Raw genomic sequence first — 17,384 nt, forward strand, 5'->3', positions numbered from 1 at the left:
GCCGCGCATATTCATGCTCGGTCTGCTTGCATTCATCCTGCTCGCCGCCTCCGCTTGCGGCAGCGGAGGCACGGGAACCGGCAATGGCGGCGCCTCCGGCCAGACGGCGAACGGCGGCGCTTCCGGGGAAGACAAGGGGAAGCAAGGGCAGGCCGAAGGCGCGGAAGGATCCGGGCAGCCGCCGATTCGAATCGGCGTGCTCGCCTCGATGACGGGCGCTCTCGAATCATACGGCAAGCAGAGCGCGCGCGGATTCGAGCTCGGCATTGACTACGCGACCGGGGGAACGAGAACCGTGGCCGGCCGCAGCATCGAGTTCATCATCGAAGATACGGAGACGAAGCCCGATGTGGCCGTCAAGAAAGCGACCAAGCTGCTCGAGACCGATAAAGTCGATTTTCTCGTCGGCTCCTCCAGCTCGGGCGATACGCTTGCCGTGGTTCCGTTGGCGGAAGAGTATGAGAAGGTGATGGTCGTCGAGCCGGCGGTTGCCGACAGCATTACCGGGGAGCTCTGGAACCGGCATGTGTTCCGCACGGCGCGCAATTCTTCGCAGGATGTGGCGGCCGGCGCGGCGGCGATAGCGAAGCCGGGCGTCAAGATCGCCACGTTCGCTCCCGATGGCGCGTTCGGCCGGGACGGCATCGCCGCATTCGTCGAAGCGGCGGAGAAGCTGGGGGCGGTGATTGTGGAGGAGCAGTATGCGGATGCCGCGGCGACCGATTTCACGGCGAACATTCAGAAGATCGTGAGCGCCAAGCCGGATTATTTGTTCATTGTCTGGGCCGGGGCGAACACGCCCTGGAAGCAGCTCCAGGATATGAAGGTACGGGAGCAGGGCATTAAAATATCGACCGGCGCGCCGGATATCGCCGCGCTCAAGACGATGCACGAGCTGGAGGGAATGGAAGGATTCTCGGTGTACTATTACACGCTGCCGGACAATGAGGTCAATCAATGGCTGGTGGAAGAGCATCAGAAGCGGTTCCATGGCGATCTGCCGGATCTGTTCACGCCGGGAGGAATGTCGGCCGCGATCGCGATTGTCGAAGCGCTGAAGAAAACCGGGGGCGAGGCGGACACGGAGAAATTGATTGCGGCGATGGAAGGGATGAGCTTCGAGTCCCCCAAGGGCAAGATGACGTTCCGGGCCGAAGATCACCAGGCCTTGCAGACCTTGTATGCGGTTACATTGAAAAAGCGGGACGGGCTCGATTATCCGGAGCCGGTGCTGATTCGCGAGCTGTCGCCGGAGGAGACGGCTCCGCCGGTACGCAACAAACGGTAAACGGGAGGTGGAAGCATGAACGGGACGGGATCCGCTCGCGCCGGCGATATTGTATTGGCAACGGACGGGCTGACGATCGCTTTCGGAGGCCATGCGGCGGTCCGCGATGTGAGTCTGAACATAGAGCGCTATCGCTTCAAGTCCATTATCGGGCCGAACGGCGCGGGCAAGACGACGCTCTTCAATCTGCTCAGCGGACAGCTGCGCCCGACGGCCGGGACGATCCGCTTCAACGGCCAGGACATCACGGGACTGCCTCCGTTCCGGCGCACGCGCCTGGGAATGGGGCGCTCCTTCCAGATGACGAATGTATTTCCGAATCTGACCGTGCTCGAAAATGTGCGGCTCAGCGTTCAATCGCGGCAGGGCGTCCGCCTGAATTGGCATGCATCGAAGAGAGCGTTCCGGCGCTTCGAGGAGGAGGCGCAGCATTGGCTGGATATGGCGCTGCTCGGCAGCCGTTCCGGGGCGCAGGCCTCCTATCTCGCGCATGGGGAGAAGCGCAAGCTGGAGCTGGCGATGCTGCTCGCGCTGCAGCCGGAATTGCTCCTGCTAGATGAGCCGACGGCCGGAATCTCGATCGAAGAGGTACCCGCCATCCTGGAGGTGATCCACAGGATGAAGGACGAAGGCAAGCGCACGATCGTGCTGATTGAGCACAAGATGGAGATGGTGCTCGCTCTGTCCGACACGATCGCGGTGCTGTTCGGCGGCAGGCTCCTGGCAGACGGACGCCCGGAGGAGATTATGGGCAACGAGACGGTGCAGGCGGCTTATTTGGGAGGGCTGTATGATGACGCTGCTGCAAGTGCAAGGAATTGAGACGCATATCGGGCAATTCCATATATTACAGGGCGTGACCTTCGAGGCGAAGGCAGGCGAGATTACGGTGCTGCTGGGGAGGAACGGCGCAGGCAAGACGACCGCCCTCCGATCGATCATGGGCCTGACTCCGGTATCCAGGGGCGAGATCCGCTTCCAGGGCGAGCGAATCGAAGCGCTGCCCACGCATCGGATCGCGCGTCAGGGCATCGGATATGTTCCGGAGGATCAGGGGATTTTTCCCGAACTGACGGTAGGGGAGACGATGCGCATCGCGATGAGGCGCCATGACGACGAGACGAAGGCGCGGCTCGAATGGGCGCTGGAGCTGTTTCCGGATTTGCGCGCCTTCTGGGACCGCAAATCCGGGCTGCTCAGCGGGGGGCAGAAGCAGATGCTGGCGATCTCCCGCGCCTATGTGAATGAGAATCGGCTCTTGCTTATCGATGAACCGAGCAAGGGACTCGCTCCGATTATGGTGGAGAAGCTGATGCAGGCCATCGAGCAGATGAAGGCGAAGACGACCGTGCTCTTGGTGGAACAGAACTTCATGATGGCGAGCCGCATCGGGGACCGGTACTTCCTAATGGATGAAGGCCGCATCGCGGCCGCAGGCACGATGGAGGAATTGCGGCGGGACGAAGCGACAAGGCGCAAATATTTGGGCATCGCCTAGCCGGCCCGCGAACGGGGGGGACAGGAATATTGAATGGCATTATCAATTTGCTTGTGAACGGGCTGGCGACGGGAATGCTGATTTTCTTGTTGGCATCCGGACTTACGCTGATCTTCGGGCTGATGGGCGTGCTGAACTTCGCGCATGGCGGATTGTTCGCCTGGGGAGCGTATGGCGGAGTATGGCTGTACGCCGCGACAGGTTCGTTCGCCGCCGCCCTCATCGGAGCCGTCTTGATGGGCATGCTGCTCGGCCTGGCCATGGAGCGGCTCGTCATCCGGCCCGTGTACGGCCATCCGATCCGCCAGATACTCATTACGCTGGGCGCGATGCTCGTCTTGAGCGAGCTCCTGAAGGTCGGGTTCGGCCCGAATCCGCTCAAGGCCGCCGTTCCGCCGCTGCTGAACGGGAGCTGGGAGATGGGCGGCATTATTTTCATTAAATACCGCTTATTCATTATTGGCATCGGGGCGCTTGTCTTTGCCGGGCTGCTGTTCGTGCTGAAGCGGACGAAAATCGGCCTTATCGTGCGAGCCGGGGTGATGAATCCCGAGATGGTGCAGGCGCTGGGCATTCCGATCCGGCGCGTGTTTACGCTCGTATTCATGGCGGGAGCCGGTCTTGCGGCGCTTGGGGGAGCGCTCCTCGCGCCGTATTCGGGCGTCATCTTCGCCGAGATGGGCATGCAATTCGCCATCCTGGCCTTCATCGTCGTCGTCATCGGCGGCATGGGAAGCATTCCGGGCTCCGCGCTGGCGGCGGTGCTCGTCGGCCTGTCGGGCGCCTTCATGGCTTATTACGTGCCGGAGCTGTCGCTGGCGGCCAATATGCTGCTGATGGTCATCGTGCTGCTCATCAAGCCTTCCGGCTTGTTCGGGGCGAAGGGGGGAGCGGGATGAGAACGAACCGAATCGGAACAGCCGGATTCCTGGCGATGGTCGCCGCTCTGGCCTTGCTGCCCGCGGTCAATGATTCGCGCAGCTTCCTCATCGTCATGACGCAGATCTGCATTTTCGCGATTTTTGCCATGAGTTATGATATTTTGCTCGGCTATACGGGAATCGTCTCGTTCGGCCACTGTATGTTTTTCGGCATCGGGGCCTATGCGAGCGGGATTATGCTGGATCGGCTCGGCCCCTCCGCCGGAACGCTTATTTTGTCCGTACTGGCCGGCATGCTGCTGTCCGCGCTGCTCAGTTATATCGTAGGGATGCTCTCGCTGCGGCTGAAAAGCCACTTCTACGCGATGCTGACACTCGCCTTCTCGGGGCTGCTGCTGGTGCTGGCAGAGAAATGGCGCTCGCTGACGAACGGCAATGACGGCTTCACCTTTCCGATTCCGGCCGCGATGAAGGATCGGACGGTTCTGTACTTCACCGCGCTCGCGGCGATGGCCGCCATCTTCCTGCTGCTGCGCCGCTTTACGCAGTCTCCGGCCGGCCGGGTGCTGCTGGCCATTCGCGAAAATGAGCAGCGGGCCGAGTCGCTGGGCTACGCGATCATTCATTACAAAGTGATGGCCACCGTGGTCGCCGGGATGGCGGCCAGTCTGAGCGGGTCGCTGTATGTGCTGACATTGCGCTTCGTCAATACGACCGTCTTCGGGATGGATATGACGCTGAGCGCGCTGCTCATGACGATTATCGGCGGGGTAGGGACCTTGTACGGAGCCATCATCGGCGCTTCCCTCATTGAATGGGCGCATCACGGATTATCGGAATTGGCCAAATTCCATCCGGTATTCGAGCGCTGGATTATTTTTTTCGGCTTGCTGTATATTATCGTCGTGCTGCTGTTCCCGGCGGGAATCGTTGGCACGCTGCGCAACTGGTCAAGAAGGGGCGAAGGCGGCCGAACACGGGATGAGGGGAAGGCGGCTTCCCGGTCTGTGCGGAAGGAGGAAGCCGGATGATGGAGCACGGCGGCAGGGATAGCGATCGCCAGCCGGAGCGGGCGGATGGCGGAACGGCCGTCGGCTCCTTCGTCCTCCGCTGCCAGACGCGGTATGATGAAGCTTCCTGCGGCGCTTGGCGCATACGGGTCACGTATGTGCAGGGCCAGGAAGAACGGACGGTCGCTTCCTGGGAGGAGGCGGTGCTGTTCATGCAGCAGCGAATGAAACGGGGGAACATGCCATATGATCGGTAACGGATATGATGCGGAGAACGCGATCCGCTTGCTGGCCACGGGGATCTATATCCCGGAAGGGCGGATGACGAGCGCGGAGATCGCGCGAGCGTCCGGGATACCGCAGGAGATCGTCGAGACGAAGCTTGGCATCAAGCAAAAACCGGTTCCCGGACCGGAGGATCACGCATGCGAGATGGGGGTGCGGGCGGCACGGCAAGCGCTGGCGCGGGCGGGGATCGATCCGGTCGAGATCGATCTTGTCATCTATATTGGCGAGGAGCATAAAGAATATCCGGTATGGACGGCCGCTCTGAAGCTGCAGGACGAGTTGGGCGCCGTTAACGCCTGGGGCTTTGATCTGTCGTCCCGCTGCTGCACCGCGTTGATGGCCGTGAAGACGGCGAAGGCGATGATGCAGGGAGATGCGCGCATTTCGACCGTGCTGCTGGCGGGGGGATACCGCAACGGGGATCTCATCGATCTGTCCGATCCCGATACCCGCTTCATGGCCAATCTCGGGGCCGGAGGCGGGGCGATGATTTTGCGCCGGGGCGCCGGGGCCGCGTACCCGGAAGTGATGGAGACGGCCGTGATAACGGACGGATCGTTCGCCGAGGATGTCATTGTTCAGGCGGGCGGGACCAAGCAGCCGTTGACCGCCGAGCTGATCGCGCAAGGAGAGCCGCGGTTCCGGGTCCCTGATCCCGGCCGGATGAAAAGCCGGCTCGACGCGGTGTCGATGGCACGGTTCGCCGAGGTGGTGGAACGCTCCGTCCGCGGCAGCGGCTGGCGTCCAGACGAAATCGATTGTCTCGGTCTGCTCCACATGAAGCGCTCCGCCCATGAGGCGGTGCTCCGGGCGCTTGGCATTCCGGCCCGGCGATCGGTATATCTGGATGAATTCGGGCATATCGGTCAATTCGATCCGATGATATGCATCGAGCTGGGCGTGAAGCAAGGCCTGATTCGCCCGGGGAGCGTCGTGGTGCTGGCCGCGGCGGGCATCGGTTATGCCTGGGGGGCGCTCACATTGAAATGGGGGGAATCCGTATGAAGGCGAGGGCCGTATTGAAATCGGTTCGGCTTCCCAATGGGGAGACACTCGGTTACCGCGAACGGGAGGGCGGAGAGGAGGTCCTGCTGCTGATTCACGGCAATATGAATTCTTCTTGCCATTGGGATGTGGCGTTGGAGCGGCTGGATCCCCGCTATAAGCTGTACGCCATCGATTTGCGGGGCTTCGGCATCTCGACGTATCATGAACCGATCCGCGCTTTGCGCGACTTTGCCGATGACGTGAAGCTGTTCGCCCGGGAGCTTGGCCTGGACCGGTTCGCGGTCATGGGCTGGTCGACGGGCGGAGGCGTGGCGATGGAACTGGCCGCGGATTGTCCCGAGGCGGTGACGAAGCTGATCTTGTTGGCTTCGGTATCGACCCGCGGATATCCATTCTATGAAGATGGCGGCAGCGGCCTGCCGGTTCGGAGCAGACGAATCGCGAACTATGCGGGCATCGAGGGGCTGGAGCGCAATCGCTTGATCGCGGAGGCGATCGCACGGGGCGACCGCATATTTTTGAAGCGGCTGTATGAAGCAGTCATCTATGACAAGAACCGGCCGGAGGAAGGGCGTTATGAAGCGTATCTCGATGATATGCTGACGCAGCGCAACCTGATGGACGTCTATCATGCGCTCAATACGTTCAACATCAGCGTGTTCGACCATGAGGCGGCCGCCGGCAGCGGCGCGGTACGGCGGATTGCGGCTCCCGCGCTTGTGCTGCGCGGAGATCGGGACATGGTCATCAGCGAAGCGATGGCCGCCGAGACGCTGGCCGACTTGGGAGCGATCGCCCGGTTCGTCCCGCTGAAGGACTGCGGCCATTCTCCGCTGGTCGATGATCCGGAGCAGCTCCTGCAAGCGGTGGAGGCGTTCCTGGCGGCAGACAGCGCCGTGCAGCCGGAAGCATGAGCCGGGGGTTCCCGGGCAGGCAGGAGAGGCGGGACCTGCGGCCAGGGCGACCTGCGGACCGCCTTACGGTAGCGCCTGAGGGGCCGCCGGAGGCAAAAGAAAGGAATCAGACAGGAGGGGGAACATGAAGCTTGAGGGCAAGACGGCAATCATTACCGGGGGAGCCAACGGGATTGGCGAAGCGGCCGTGCGGCTGTTCCTGGATGCGGGGGCGAATGTCGTTATCGCCGATTTCAATGAAGAAGCGGGGAGGCGTCTCCTCCAGGATCTGGGGCCGTCCGCAGCGGAGCGCGCGCTCTTCGCGGCATGCAATGTCGCGGATCCGGCCAGCGTCGAGCAGCTTGTGGCGAAGACGCTGGAGCGCTTCGGCGCCATCGAGGTGCTGATTAACAACGCCGGCATCACCCGCGACGCGATGCTGCTCAAAATGTCGCCGGAGCAATGGCGCGATGTCATCGATGTAAATCTGACCGGCGTGTTCCACTGCACCCGGCATGCCGCGCCTTATATGGCCGCTCAAGGACGGGGCAAGATTATTAACACGGCCTCCATCGTCGGCGTGCAGGGGAATATCGGCCAGACCAACTATGCCGCCGCCAAAGCGGGCGTCATCGGCATGACGAAGACATGGGCGCGTGAGCTTGGCTACAAAGGCATCTGCGTAAACGCGGTCGCTCCCGGCTTTATCGCGACGGAGATGGTGGCGAAGATGCCGGAGAACATAGTCGACGCCATGCGGAACAAGGTGCCCCTGCGCCGGCTCGGACAGCCGGAAGATGTCGCGCAGGTCTATCTGTTCCTAGCGTCCGCCGCAGCGGACTATATTAACGGAGCCGTCATTGAAGTGAACGGAGGGCTCTCGATTTGACAGGCGAATGAAGCCGCGGCTCGCGGCTCGAACTCGTAAAGGATCTTGGCCGCCTCGCGAAGCGGCGGCGCAAGATCCTTTTTAAGTTGAAGCGGACGGCGGCGGAATTCAGGGATGCTGGTGCCGGCCGGGATGAATAAAGCCGGCGAGCGAAGCCGTCTCCTTCCACATTCGATCATGCGAGAGCGTCATATCCGCATGGAGAGGAGGGCGCATCGGCTGCAGATGCTTCAGCATCCGGTCGTCTGCGAACCAATCGCCGGCCCCAACCGGGGGCAGCGGCTCGTCCGGCCAGGCATCGGCCAGGCGCGGACTGTAGGCCCGATGCGCCGCCGGCAGGTTCGCATGATCCGGCGCCGCTGCCTGGGTGGTGAAGGCATGCGGCCAGTAGTCTGCGCGCGATCCGGTGTGCGGGACGCCGCGCATGAAGGTTAACGCCCTGCCGTGAATGTCAGGCGCATGGAATAACAGGGCGTACAGCTTGCGTCCGAATGCAATCCGCTCGTCCAGATCGGAGAAATTCTCCAGCGCCAGTCCGACGAGCGGGACGGCCGGATCCTGCGCGGACGGGACTCCGAGCGGGATAACGACTTGATTCATCTGCATCCAGCCATGCAGGCGGAAATCCCACTTCGCGATAACCTGCTCGCGGAACTGTTCATTCTGGACGACGCTTCCTTCGATGACGTTCTGTTCATTGATGATCAGTGCCGTCGTCAGCAGCGGGCTGTCCGGCTGGACCCAGAAGCTGTCCCAGAATGGAACCATGAATGCCGATATGCCCAGGTGCGGGAGCAGATGGAACAGGCTGCGCCCTTCGCGCCGGCTGGCGTCATATAACAGCAGCTGCGGGAAGGCGTCGTGAAAAATCAGGGCATTGCTCCGCTCCAGCATGCGGAACGACCACTGGCGCTGCGCCGGACTCATGATACGCGGCAGCCATTCCCCCTGCAGATCCGTCATATTCCAGCCTCCGTTGCGGGAGACGGTATGGGCCAGCAGCGCCCAGTGGAGCTCCGGATGCTGATTGTAGATCCGGAGATAGGCCGCGGCCCGGGCGACATTGTTCCGGTTCCCGGCTGCTGCCGCCTGGCGAATATGAGCGAGAAGCTTCAATTCTTCGGACGTCAGGCTCTGGCGCTCATGAGCTCGGGCCTCTTCGGCATGCGGGCGGCTCTGCTCCGCGATGATCCGATATAGACGCTCTTCGGTACGTCTGGCCGCGGCCCGGTTCCATTCCATCGCGCGCAGATAGCGTATGCTTCTCGCCTGCCTGCGCAAGCTAGTCCATAGGTTGCGCATGGCGGCGCAGGCGCTGTCGACGGCATGCCGAAGCAAGCGCCAGGCGTACCGCCAGCGGGTTGGGGACGAGGACTCCATCTTCGTTGCGCTCTCCTTTCTCGGAAATCCTTTGTTTTCCGTTCATTTTTTTACTAGTATGTCCAAATTGACGCCCCTGTGAACCTATTTGCGGTTTGACTTTTCATTTCAAATTGGTTTATCTTGAAAACAACCTAGTTGGGAGTGAAGCGTGATGGAAAAAGTACAAACAGTGGAGCGTTTTAATGAGTTGATTGCCCAGCCGTTGACGACGATCGCCGTATTCAAAACGTCCTGGTGCCCGGATTGCCACTTTATTGATCCGTTCATGCCGGAAGTGGAGGCGCAATATGAGGGCAAGGCCGTGTTTTTCGAGGTCGATGCGGAAGCGTTGGTCGATGTGGCCCAGCAATATCATATCATGGGCATTCCTAGCTTCGTCGCCTTCAAGAACGGCAAGGAGACGATTCGCTTCGTCAACAAGCTGCGCAAGACGCGGCCGGAGATTGAACAGTTCGCAGATCGGGCCATTGCGGTAGCTGAAGCGTTGTAAGTCACGCGAGAACGCATAATCCGCCCTTGGATGGGGCGGATTTTTTATGCGTGCGCCCGGAGGCGCATCGACCCGGTTTTATGGGGATGTGTAATATTTGTCACAATTTTGCCGTCCATTCGATTAGGAAATCTTGTATAATGGGGACGATTGGCATGCTTTGTAGGTAAGAATTATTTTAATAATACGTGTTCAAAAGGGTAAAGCGTGATTGATTTCAAATGAGACTAACGGGTCAGGTGAATCTAGTGAATGCGAACATCTACCGTAAATTGAAGTTACTGGCTTACGCCACCTGCATCGGCATGTTCATCGTCGTGCTGAACGGAGCCCTTGTCACGAAGACCGGCTCGGGCCAGGGCTGCGGCACCGATTGGCCGCTGTGCAACGGCAAATTCGTGCCTGCCTATACCATTGAATCGATGATTGAGTACTCGCACCGCATCGTGACCGGAATTGTGGGAATACTTGTCCTGGCATCATTTGTATTTGTTTTCCGGCAGATGCGAGATAAGCGTGACGCCGTCATGTATTCGTTCTTGACTCTCATTTTTACAGTGATTCAGGCGATTATGGGAGCGCTTGCCGTCGTATTTACGCAGTCCCCTCCCGTCATGGCGCTGCATTTCGGAATCTCCCTGCTGGCGTTCGCCTCATCCTTCCTGCTGTGTCTGGCGGTGCGAAGGCATGAGCGGGGCATTGTGCAGCATGCGGGGAGGATCAGCGATACGTTCCGTTACGGCGTCTGGTTCACATGGTTATATACATATATCGTGATATACGTGGGCGCCTTCGTACGGCATACGGAGTCATCCGGCGGCTGCCTGGGATGGCCGCTCTGCAATGGCGAGTGGATTCCCGAGATGACGGGAGGAACCGCAATCGCTTTCATGCACCGGGTGGCCGCGGCGCTGCTGCTCGTTGTCGTTGCGGTGATGGCGCATTTCGCCTACCATCATCATAAGAACAATCGGGAGATCCAGCTGTGCGGGATATGGTCGATTGCGCTGTGCGCGGGGCAGATTGTAAGCGGGGCGCTCGTCGTCTTGGCGATCACGGATGAGAATTGGTATTTATTCGCGGGAATGCTGCATGCGGTGTTGATTTGCGGACTGTTCAGCGTGCTGTGCCATATGAGCATTCGCGTATGGCAGCTTCGGGAACGGGTATAATGCGAAAAGAAGCAGTCACTTGACGGTGCGCGGCGCCATGGCGGGCCAACGTGCTACAAGCGAACTGCTTCTTCTTGTATTGCGAGGGGTTACAGTGAACATAAGCCGGTTTACGCTCCTTCTCTCAATTGGCGGGCATCTTCGGCGTGAGCGCCGAACAGCAGTACGGACGCGGCCGCTTTCGCCGCAGCCAGCCAACGGACATTCCAACGTCTGCGCTCTGTCTCCCGATTCATGCTTCTCATGAACATCTACCTCCCGTAAAGTGTGGTCTTGCTTACCATGCTTTTATTGTACCGATACGGATGGGGCGGTGCCATGCAACCCGCTTACGTTTATCTTACATTGTCGTAAGCTGTCCGGTTGCAGCGCTTTAGGTTCTCATGAAAAACAGATATACTACATAATAGTACGTATCTGTGGCGTCTATTACAAAATTATCCTTATAACGAGACGATTTTTCAGCAATGATTCACCCAGCTAACGATCTAAGGAGGGCTAGCGTTGTCATTTTCCAATATTCGCAGTTTCATTCATACGCTCAAGCGGGAGAACGAGTTGGCGGTCATCGAAGCGGAAGTCGACCCCTATCTCGAGATCGCCGAAATTCACCGGCGGGTAATCGAGGAAGGCGGCCCCGCCCTGCTGTTCACGAATGTGAAGGGAAGCCCGTTCTCCGTAGCCACGAACCTGTTCGGGACGACCCGGCGGGTGGACATGGCCTTCGGGCCGAGACCGGAGCAGTTCGCCAACAAATGCATTGAGGCCGTGAATCGCCTCATGCCTCCCTCCCCGAAGAAGCTGTGGGAAGAACGAGGCCTCGTCAAGGAGCTGCTGAGCCTGCTCAAGGTAGGCATGAAGGATGTATCGTCCGCTCAGGCGCCGATTATGGACGTGAAGCGGACCGACATGCCGCTGAATGGCCTCCCGGCATTAACGAGCTGGCAGTTGGATGGAGGGCCGTTCATTACCCTTCCGCTCGTGTACACCGAGCATCCCGCGCGCAAGGGCAGCGATCATAACCTGGGAATGTACCGGGTTCAAATATATGATGACAAGACGACCGGGATCCACTGGCAGATCCAAAAGGGCGGCGGCTTCCATTACCACGAAGCCGAGCTGCGGAACGAGGCGCTGCCGGTATCGATCTACGTAGGCGGGCCGCCCGCATTGATTGCGGCCGCCATCGCGCCGCTTCCGGAGAAGCTGCCGGAGCTGCTCATGGCCTCCTTCGTCATGGGCGAGCGCCTGCCTGTCGTGGACAGCGGCTTCGAAGGGCACCGCATTCCGGCGGAAGCCGAGTTCGTCATCCAGGGCTATGTGCCGCCGCATGAGCGGCGGCTGGAAGGGCCGTTCGGCGATCATTACGGTTATTATTCCTGGGCGCATGACTTCCCGCTTGTCAATGTGAAGCACATGTATCACCGCAAAGACGCGATCTACCCGGCGACGGTCGTCGGCAAGCCTCGCCAGGAGGACTACTATTTGGGCGAGTATCTGGTCAAATTGCTGTCACCGGCCTTCCCGATGGTCATGCCGAGCGTGCGCAAGGTGCATCCTTATCCGGAGACGGGAGTCCATTCGCTGGCCGCCGCCGTCGTCCGCGAGAGCTATTCGCGCGAGGCGATGCTGAGCGGCTTCCGGATTCTCGGAGAAGGCCAGCTCAGCCTCACCAAATTCCTGATGCTCACTGATCAGGATGTCGATCTGGACAATTTCGCGCAGCTGATGGAGAACGTATTGGAGCGCTTCCAACCGGAGTCGGATCTGTATGTGCTGAACAATACGTCCCATGATACGCTCGATTATACCGGGCACAAGCTGAACCATGGCAGCAAGGGCATATTGCTGGGTGTCGGCGAGCCGGTCCGCGAGCTCCCGCATACGTACGAGGGGGGACCGATCGACGAAATAACGGATGTGGCCGTGTTCTGCCGCGGCTGCCTGACGATGTCCGGAGCGTCCTATGAGGCCGAGCCGCAGCTGGCGCAACGGCTGATGGAGCGGTTGGCCGATCAGGAGACGCCTTGGCCGCTCGTCTTCCTGGTGGACGATGCGCAAGTGGCCCGCACGCAGCTCTCTTTCCTGTGGACGGTGTTCACCCGCTTCAACCCTGCTTCTGATATATACGCGCGGATGGAAGTCCGAAATCACCACATTGCGTATCAACTGCCGATTGTTATCGATGCGCGCATGAAGCCGGGCTACCCGGACGAATTGTTCCCGCGGGAAGATATCGTGCAACGGGTTGACGATCGTTGGAAAGACTATTTCCCGAACGGATACTAATCGGGGGTGGTCGCGATGCTGCGAAGCCTGTTCGGGGAAGAGCCCCGCAGGGACGAAGGCGCGTTGAAGGAAGCGATGGAGGCGATAGACCGCTATCTGTCGCATGTAAGGAAGCAGATGGACAACGGCGGGGATCCGGGTCACTACTGGCGCAAAATCGAAATCTGGACGGTCGGGCTTCGCACGTCGCTCGATGAGCTGGAGGAGAGCATCTATGCCTCCGGCAAGTATGCGGAGCGGGTGACGAAGAAGTACCAGGATGATATGAATGATAATGAGCTGGATGATTATTACCGTCACGTTTACTTTTATAAAAATGCATTCATCCGCATCTTCTCGATCCTGGACAAGCTGGGGACGCTTTTGAATGAGGTGCTGCGGCTGGAGACGGAGGAAATGAAGCCGTTTTTCTCTTACTTCACGGTGCTCCGCCGCCTGCACTTGACAGGCAGGCATCCGCGTCTTACCGACAAGCTGTCCGGTCTGAAGCAGCTTCATGGAGAAGCGATGCAGCGCTTGCGCAAGCGCCGCAATACCGAGATTCATTATATGAATGCGGAGATGCAGGACGATCTGTGGCAGCGGCACCGGAGCTTGAACAGCAAGCTGCGGCTGGAGGATATCCAGGCGAACATGAACGATGTGGAAGAAGGCATGCAGATGGTGTGCGGCGCGCTTACCGCTTCGTTCCGCGCGATCGTTACCCTGGAAAAATGAAACGTAAGGTAAAAAAAGTCAATTGACAATACCCGAGTAATATCATATACTTTGAATAATTTCATAACGATTTCTTATCAAGAGTGGCGGAGGGACAGGCCCTGTGAAGCCCGGCAACCGATCCTGCAACCCGTATTTGCTCGCAGCTTACCGCTGCCGCAAGATTGCAGGATGTCAATGGTGCTAATTCCTTCAGAACGGATAAGTTCTGGCAGATAAGAAAGGGCGCTAACCCATCTGGAATGAAGAAGTATGAGACAGCCCCCTTTTGGCATCTGCCAAGAGGGGGCTTTTGGCGTGAATATACAGAGATACGGGTCACCGCTAATTAGGAAGGGGAAAACTATCATTGATTCGTCTGGAGCATATCAGCAAACAATATGAAGCCAAAGGGAAGCTGTCCGGACCTCTCGCATTGAATGATGTCAGTTTGACGATAGAGCAAGGGGAAATTTTCGGCATTATCGGCCACTCCGGGGCCGGCAAGAGCACGCTGCTGCGCAGCATCAACCTGCTGGAGCGCCCGACCTCCGGGAAGGTGTTCGTGGATCAGGTGGACATGATGAAGCTGTCGAAGCGGGAGCTGCAGGAGCAGCGCAGCAAGATCGGCATGATTTTTCAGCATTTTAATCTGCTGTCCTCGGCGACCGTGTTCGACAATATCGCTTTCCCGCTGCGGCTGCAGAACACGCCTGCCGCCCAAGTGAAGGCGAAGGCGGATGAATTAATCCGTCTCGTCGGACTGGAGGAGCACCGCAATAAATATCCGGCGCAGCTGTCCGGGGGACAGAAGCAGAGAGTCGGCATTGCGCGCGCGCTGGCCAACGATCCGAAGGTGCTGCTCTGCGACGAAGCGACCTCCGCGCTCGATCCGCAGACGACGCAATCGATTCTGGAGCTGCTGCTCGATATTAACCGCCGCTTCGGCATCACGATCGTGCTCATCACCCATGAGATGCATGTCATTCAAGCGATATGCGATCGGGTCGCCGTCATTCATGCCGGCCAGATTGCGGAGCAGGGCAAGGTGGTCGACGTCTTCCTGAAGCCGCAGCATCCGGTGACGAGGGAGTTCATTATGGAGGAGCGCCATGACGCCGACCTGCAGCCGTGGATGGCCTTCCAGGGGCAGGCAGGCGACCATTCGCGCGTCGTCAAGATCAATTACTTGGGCGATGTCACTTATGAGCCCGTGCTGCAAACCGTCCTCACCGAAGCGGGTGTCCGCTTCACGATACTGCAGGGCACGATATCGCGCATGAAGGATATACCATACGGACAATTGGTCGTTCGTCTGGACGGCGGCCTGCCGGATGTCGAGCGTTCGCTCTCCGCGCTGAAGGATAGAGGACTTGAAGTGGAGGTGATCGCGTAATGAAGGATCTCGATTTCTCCAAAATCAACTGGGATGAGCTCGGTACGGCGACAAGCGACACGCTGGCGATGATGCTGTTCTCCGTGCTGTTCACGATCGTAATCGGGCTTCCGCTCGGCGTGCTGCTTTATTTGACGGGAAAATCAAAAGGAACGGCCGGAAGAACCGTATATTTCGGGGTCTCTTTTATCGTTAATATTTTGCGTTCCGCGCCATTCGTTATCTTGATGATTGCACTCATTCCAGTTACTCGGATGATCGTCGGCACCTCGATCGGGGTCGAAGGCACGATTCCGCCGCTCGTTATCGCGGCTGCGCCTTTCTTCGCCCGCCTGGTGGAGACCTCGCTGCGCGAGGTGGACCGCGGCGTCATCGAAGCCGCGCAGGCGATGGGCGCCTCCACTTGGCAGATCGTGCGCAAGGTGCTGCTGCCGGAGGCGATGCCGGGCTTGATCGCCGGCACGACGATTACGGCGGTGACGCTCGTCACCTATACGGCCATGTCAGGCATGGTCGGCGGCGGCGGTCTCGGGGACTTGGCGATTCGATACGGGTATCACCGCTATGAATTTGAAGTCATGATCATTTCGATTTTTATTATGGTGCTGCTCGTCCAAATCCTGCAATGGATTGGCGACGCGTTCGTCCGCAGATTCACCCGGAAGTAGCGGCCGCCGACGGCGGACAAGGTTCCGGCTGCGGATCACGACTGGAATTCGCCCGGTATCGGGCTTCCATATATACATGTAAAAAGCGCATTTTCAAAATGGGGAATTCGGGAGGAGAAGAGAGACATGAAAAAATGGACGTATGTATTGACGTTGATTGCGCTGATCGGCTTGCTCGCGGCATGCGGCAGCAAATCGTCGACAGGAACGGATACAGGCTCGGCGAACGAGGCGGGCGCAGGGGGCGGCAAGGAGACGGTGAAGCTGGTAGTCGGCGCATCGCCGGTGCCGCATGCCGAGATTTTGAAGCATATCGCACCGAAGCTGAAGGAGCAAGGCATTGAGCTCGAGGTGAAAGAGTTCACGGACTATGTGCAGCCGAACGTGCAGGTCCATGAGAAGCAGCTCGATGCGAACTTCTTCCAGCACAAGCCATACATGGACAACGAAGTTACGGAAAAGGGCTATGATCTCGTAAGCGTGGGGAATGTCCATGTCGAGCCGTTCGGCGGGTATTCCAAATCGATCAAATCGATTGATGAATTGAAGGACGGCGACACGGTGGCGATCCCGAACGATCCGACCAACGGCGGCCGCTCGCTCCTTCTGTTGGAGAAGCAAGGCCTGATCAAGCTGAAAGAAGGCGCTGGCCTGAACGCCGGCGTGAAGGATATTGCCGAAAATCCGAAAAATCTGAAGTTCAAAGAGCTTGAGGCGGCAATGCTTCCGCGTACGCTGGATGAAGTCAACCTGGCGCTCGTCAACACGAACTATGCGCTGGAAGCCGGACTCAATCCGACGAAGGATGCCCTCTTCATCGAGGATAAGGAGTCCCCGTATGCGAACATCTTGACGGCGCGAAGCGACAACAAAGACAGCGATGCGATCCAGAAGCTGCTGGCTGCGCTGCAATCGGATGACGTAAAGCAGTTCATCGGCGAGAAATACGAAGGCTCCATCGTTCCGGCATTCTAAGAAGCGTTATCTTCGGTCTTCGAATGGCCCCCTTGCACGGCAGCATATTTGCCCTGCAAGGGGGCTTTTTCATGCGTTCGTAAGTTGGGTGGTGAATTTTAGGAAACATTTTAAAAAAACCGAAAGGAAATTGGCGTTGGCTGCCGAAACCGTGTTAGGAACTCAATACGATTGGTAGGGGGAAGAGGTCATGTTCGAACGAATCGATACGGTATTTGTCCGGGTGCCTGATCTGGAGGCGGCCAAGACATGGTACATGGAGGTGCTCGGGCTTGCGCTGAAATGGGATAATGATCATATCGCCGTCCTGGCGTTGGGCGAGACGCCCCTCACGTTGATGAAGACGGAAGCTTCATCGTTCATTCCGGCGTCGGATGCCGCATTCAATTTCTATGTGAAGGATGCGGAAGCCGCTCATCGGCACTTGCGGGCTGCAGGAGTCGAGGTATCGGCGGTGGAGGAAGGAGAAGGCGTGAAGTGGTTTTTATTTCAAGATCATTGCGGCAACGCCCTGGAGGTATGCTCCTTCTAAGGAAGTGTGCTGTCCCTCCTCAAGTTGT

At 58.8% G+C, this 17,384-nt stretch carries 19 protein-coding genes and 1 riboswitch; of the genes, 17 read left to right on the forward strand and 2 right to left on the reverse strand.

From position 1 onward, the window contains the following. The first annotated feature begins 13 nt into the window (after positions 1-13). The 9 genes from L6439_RS05550 to fabG all read left to right on the forward strand — a co-directional run bounded on the left by L6439_RS05550 (position 14) and on the right by fabG (position 7,755). Positions 14-1,288 (forward strand): substrate-binding domain-containing protein, encoded by a 1,275-nt coding sequence (locus L6439_RS05550; protein WP_213468965.1) that lies wholly within the window; start codon positions 14-16, stop codon positions 1,286-1,288. 15 nt (positions 1,289-1,303) lie between these two features. Continuing rightward, positions 1,304-2,110 carry an ABC transporter ATP-binding protein gene (locus L6439_RS05555; RefSeq protein WP_213468813.1) on the forward strand — a complete coding sequence of 269 codons (807 nt, stop codon included), beginning with the start codon at positions 1,304-1,306 and terminating at the stop codon, positions 2,108-2,110. Beyond that, complete coding sequence (locus tag L6439_RS05560; protein ID WP_168179825.1) at positions 2,082-2,786, forward strand: ABC transporter ATP-binding protein; 705 nt, start codon at positions 2,082-2,084, stop codon at positions 2,784-2,786. Before L6439_RS05555 ends, L6439_RS05560 begins: the two co-directional genes overlap by 29 nt. A 29-nt stretch (positions 2,787-2,815) precedes the next feature. Then, positions 2,816-3,685, forward strand: coding sequence for a branched-chain amino acid ABC transporter permease (locus L6439_RS05565; RefSeq protein WP_168179824.1), 870 nt, complete (start codon positions 2,816-2,818; stop codon positions 3,683-3,685). After that, on the forward strand, positions 3,682-4,698 hold the full coding sequence (locus L6439_RS05570; RefSeq protein ID WP_213468814.1) for a branched-chain amino acid ABC transporter permease: 1,017 nt from the start codon (positions 3,682-3,684) through the stop codon (positions 4,696-4,698). The genes L6439_RS05565 and L6439_RS05570 overlap by 4 nt, the downstream gene beginning before the upstream one ends. Further along, positions 4,695-4,934, forward strand: a complete 240-nt coding sequence (locus L6439_RS05575) for a hypothetical protein (RefSeq protein WP_237096755.1) — start codon at positions 4,695-4,697, stop codon at positions 4,932-4,934. Before L6439_RS05570 ends, L6439_RS05575 begins: the two co-directional genes overlap by 4 nt. Beyond that, entirely contained in the window at positions 4,924-5,970 is a 1,047-nt protein-coding gene (locus tag L6439_RS05580; protein ID WP_168179822.1) for a 3-oxoacyl-ACP synthase, read from the forward strand. Before L6439_RS05575 ends, L6439_RS05580 begins: the two co-directional genes overlap by 11 nt. After that, a complete protein-coding gene (phaZ, locus tag L6439_RS05585; RefSeq protein WP_168179821.1) occupies positions 5,967-6,887 on the forward strand; it encodes an intracellular short-chain-length polyhydroxyalkanoate depolymerase in 921 nt (306 codons plus the stop codon). Before L6439_RS05580 ends, phaZ begins: the two co-directional genes overlap by 4 nt. A gap of 124 nt (positions 6,888-7,011) precedes the next feature. After that, positions 7,012-7,755, forward strand: coding sequence for a 3-oxoacyl-ACP reductase FabG (fabG, locus tag L6439_RS05590; RefSeq protein ID WP_213468815.1), 744 nt, complete (start codon positions 7,012-7,014; stop codon positions 7,753-7,755). A 108-nt stretch (positions 7,756-7,863) separates the two neighbouring features. Here fabG and L6439_RS05595 read toward each other — a convergent pair whose 3' ends face one another. Next, positions 7,864-9,135 carry a DUF2515 family protein gene (locus L6439_RS05595; RefSeq protein WP_168179819.1) on the reverse strand — a complete coding sequence of 424 codons (1,272 nt, stop codon included), beginning with the start codon at positions 9,133-9,135 and terminating at the stop codon, positions 7,864-7,866. A 154-nt stretch (positions 9,136-9,289) separates the two neighbouring features. On the opposite strand from L6439_RS05595, the gene L6439_RS05600 reads away from it, so the two are divergent. Together L6439_RS05600 and L6439_RS05605 are read left to right on the forward strand one after the other, a co-directional pair. Further along, entirely contained in the window at positions 9,290-9,628 is a 339-nt protein-coding gene (locus tag L6439_RS05600) for a thioredoxin family protein (protein WP_168179818.1), read from the forward strand. Positions 9,629-9,849: 221 nt separating this feature from the next. Further along, complete coding sequence (locus L6439_RS05605; RefSeq protein ID WP_168179817.1) at positions 9,850-10,800, forward strand: COX15/CtaA family protein; 951 nt, start codon at positions 9,850-9,852, stop codon at positions 10,798-10,800. 110 nt (positions 10,801-10,910) lie between these two features. Here the strand turns inward: L6439_RS05605 and L6439_RS29275 are convergent, their stop codons facing one another. After that, positions 10,911-11,045 (reverse strand): hypothetical protein, encoded by a 135-nt coding sequence (locus L6439_RS29275; protein ID WP_269155981.1) that lies wholly within the window; start codon positions 11,043-11,045, stop codon positions 10,911-10,913. A 259-nt stretch (positions 11,046-11,304) separates the two neighbouring features. On the opposite strand from L6439_RS29275, the gene L6439_RS05610 reads away from it, so the two are divergent. From L6439_RS05610 to L6439_RS05635, 6 genes are all read left to right on the forward strand, one after another. Beyond that, positions 11,305-13,089, forward strand: coding sequence for a UbiD family decarboxylase (locus L6439_RS05610; protein ID WP_168179816.1), 1,785 nt, complete (start codon positions 11,305-11,307; stop codon positions 13,087-13,089). Positions 13,090-13,104: 15 nt separating this feature from the next. Next, positions 13,105-13,806 carry a Cthe_2314 family HEPN domain-containing protein gene (locus tag L6439_RS05615; RefSeq protein ID WP_168179815.1) on the forward strand — a complete coding sequence of 234 codons (702 nt, stop codon included), beginning with the start codon at positions 13,105-13,107 and terminating at the stop codon, positions 13,804-13,806. Between the two features lie 71 nt (positions 13,807-13,877). Further along, positions 13,878-14,028: riboswitch (SAM riboswitch) on the forward strand. Between the two features lie 127 nt (positions 14,029-14,155). After that, positions 14,156-15,181, forward strand: a complete 1,026-nt coding sequence (locus tag L6439_RS05620) for a methionine ABC transporter ATP-binding protein (protein WP_213468816.1) — start codon at positions 14,156-14,158, stop codon at positions 15,179-15,181. Next, positions 15,181-15,849, forward strand: a complete 669-nt coding sequence (locus L6439_RS05625) for a methionine ABC transporter permease (RefSeq protein WP_168179813.1) — start codon at positions 15,181-15,183, stop codon at positions 15,847-15,849. Before L6439_RS05620 ends, L6439_RS05625 begins: the two co-directional genes overlap by 1 nt. Positions 15,850-15,975: 126 nt before the next feature. Then, positions 15,976-16,824, forward strand: a complete 849-nt coding sequence (locus L6439_RS05630) for a MetQ/NlpA family ABC transporter substrate-binding protein (RefSeq protein ID WP_213468817.1) — start codon at positions 15,976-15,978, stop codon at positions 16,822-16,824. Positions 16,825-17,014: 190 nt separating this feature from the next. Beyond that, entirely contained in the window at positions 17,015-17,356 is a 342-nt protein-coding gene (locus tag L6439_RS05635) for a VOC family protein (protein WP_168179811.1), read from the forward strand. The last annotated feature ends 28 nt before the right edge of the window (positions 17,357-17,384 follow it).

Source organism: Paenibacillus dendritiformis, assembly GCF_021654795.1.
Taxonomy (GTDB): Bacteria; Bacillota; Bacilli; order Paenibacillales; family Paenibacillaceae; genus Paenibacillus_B.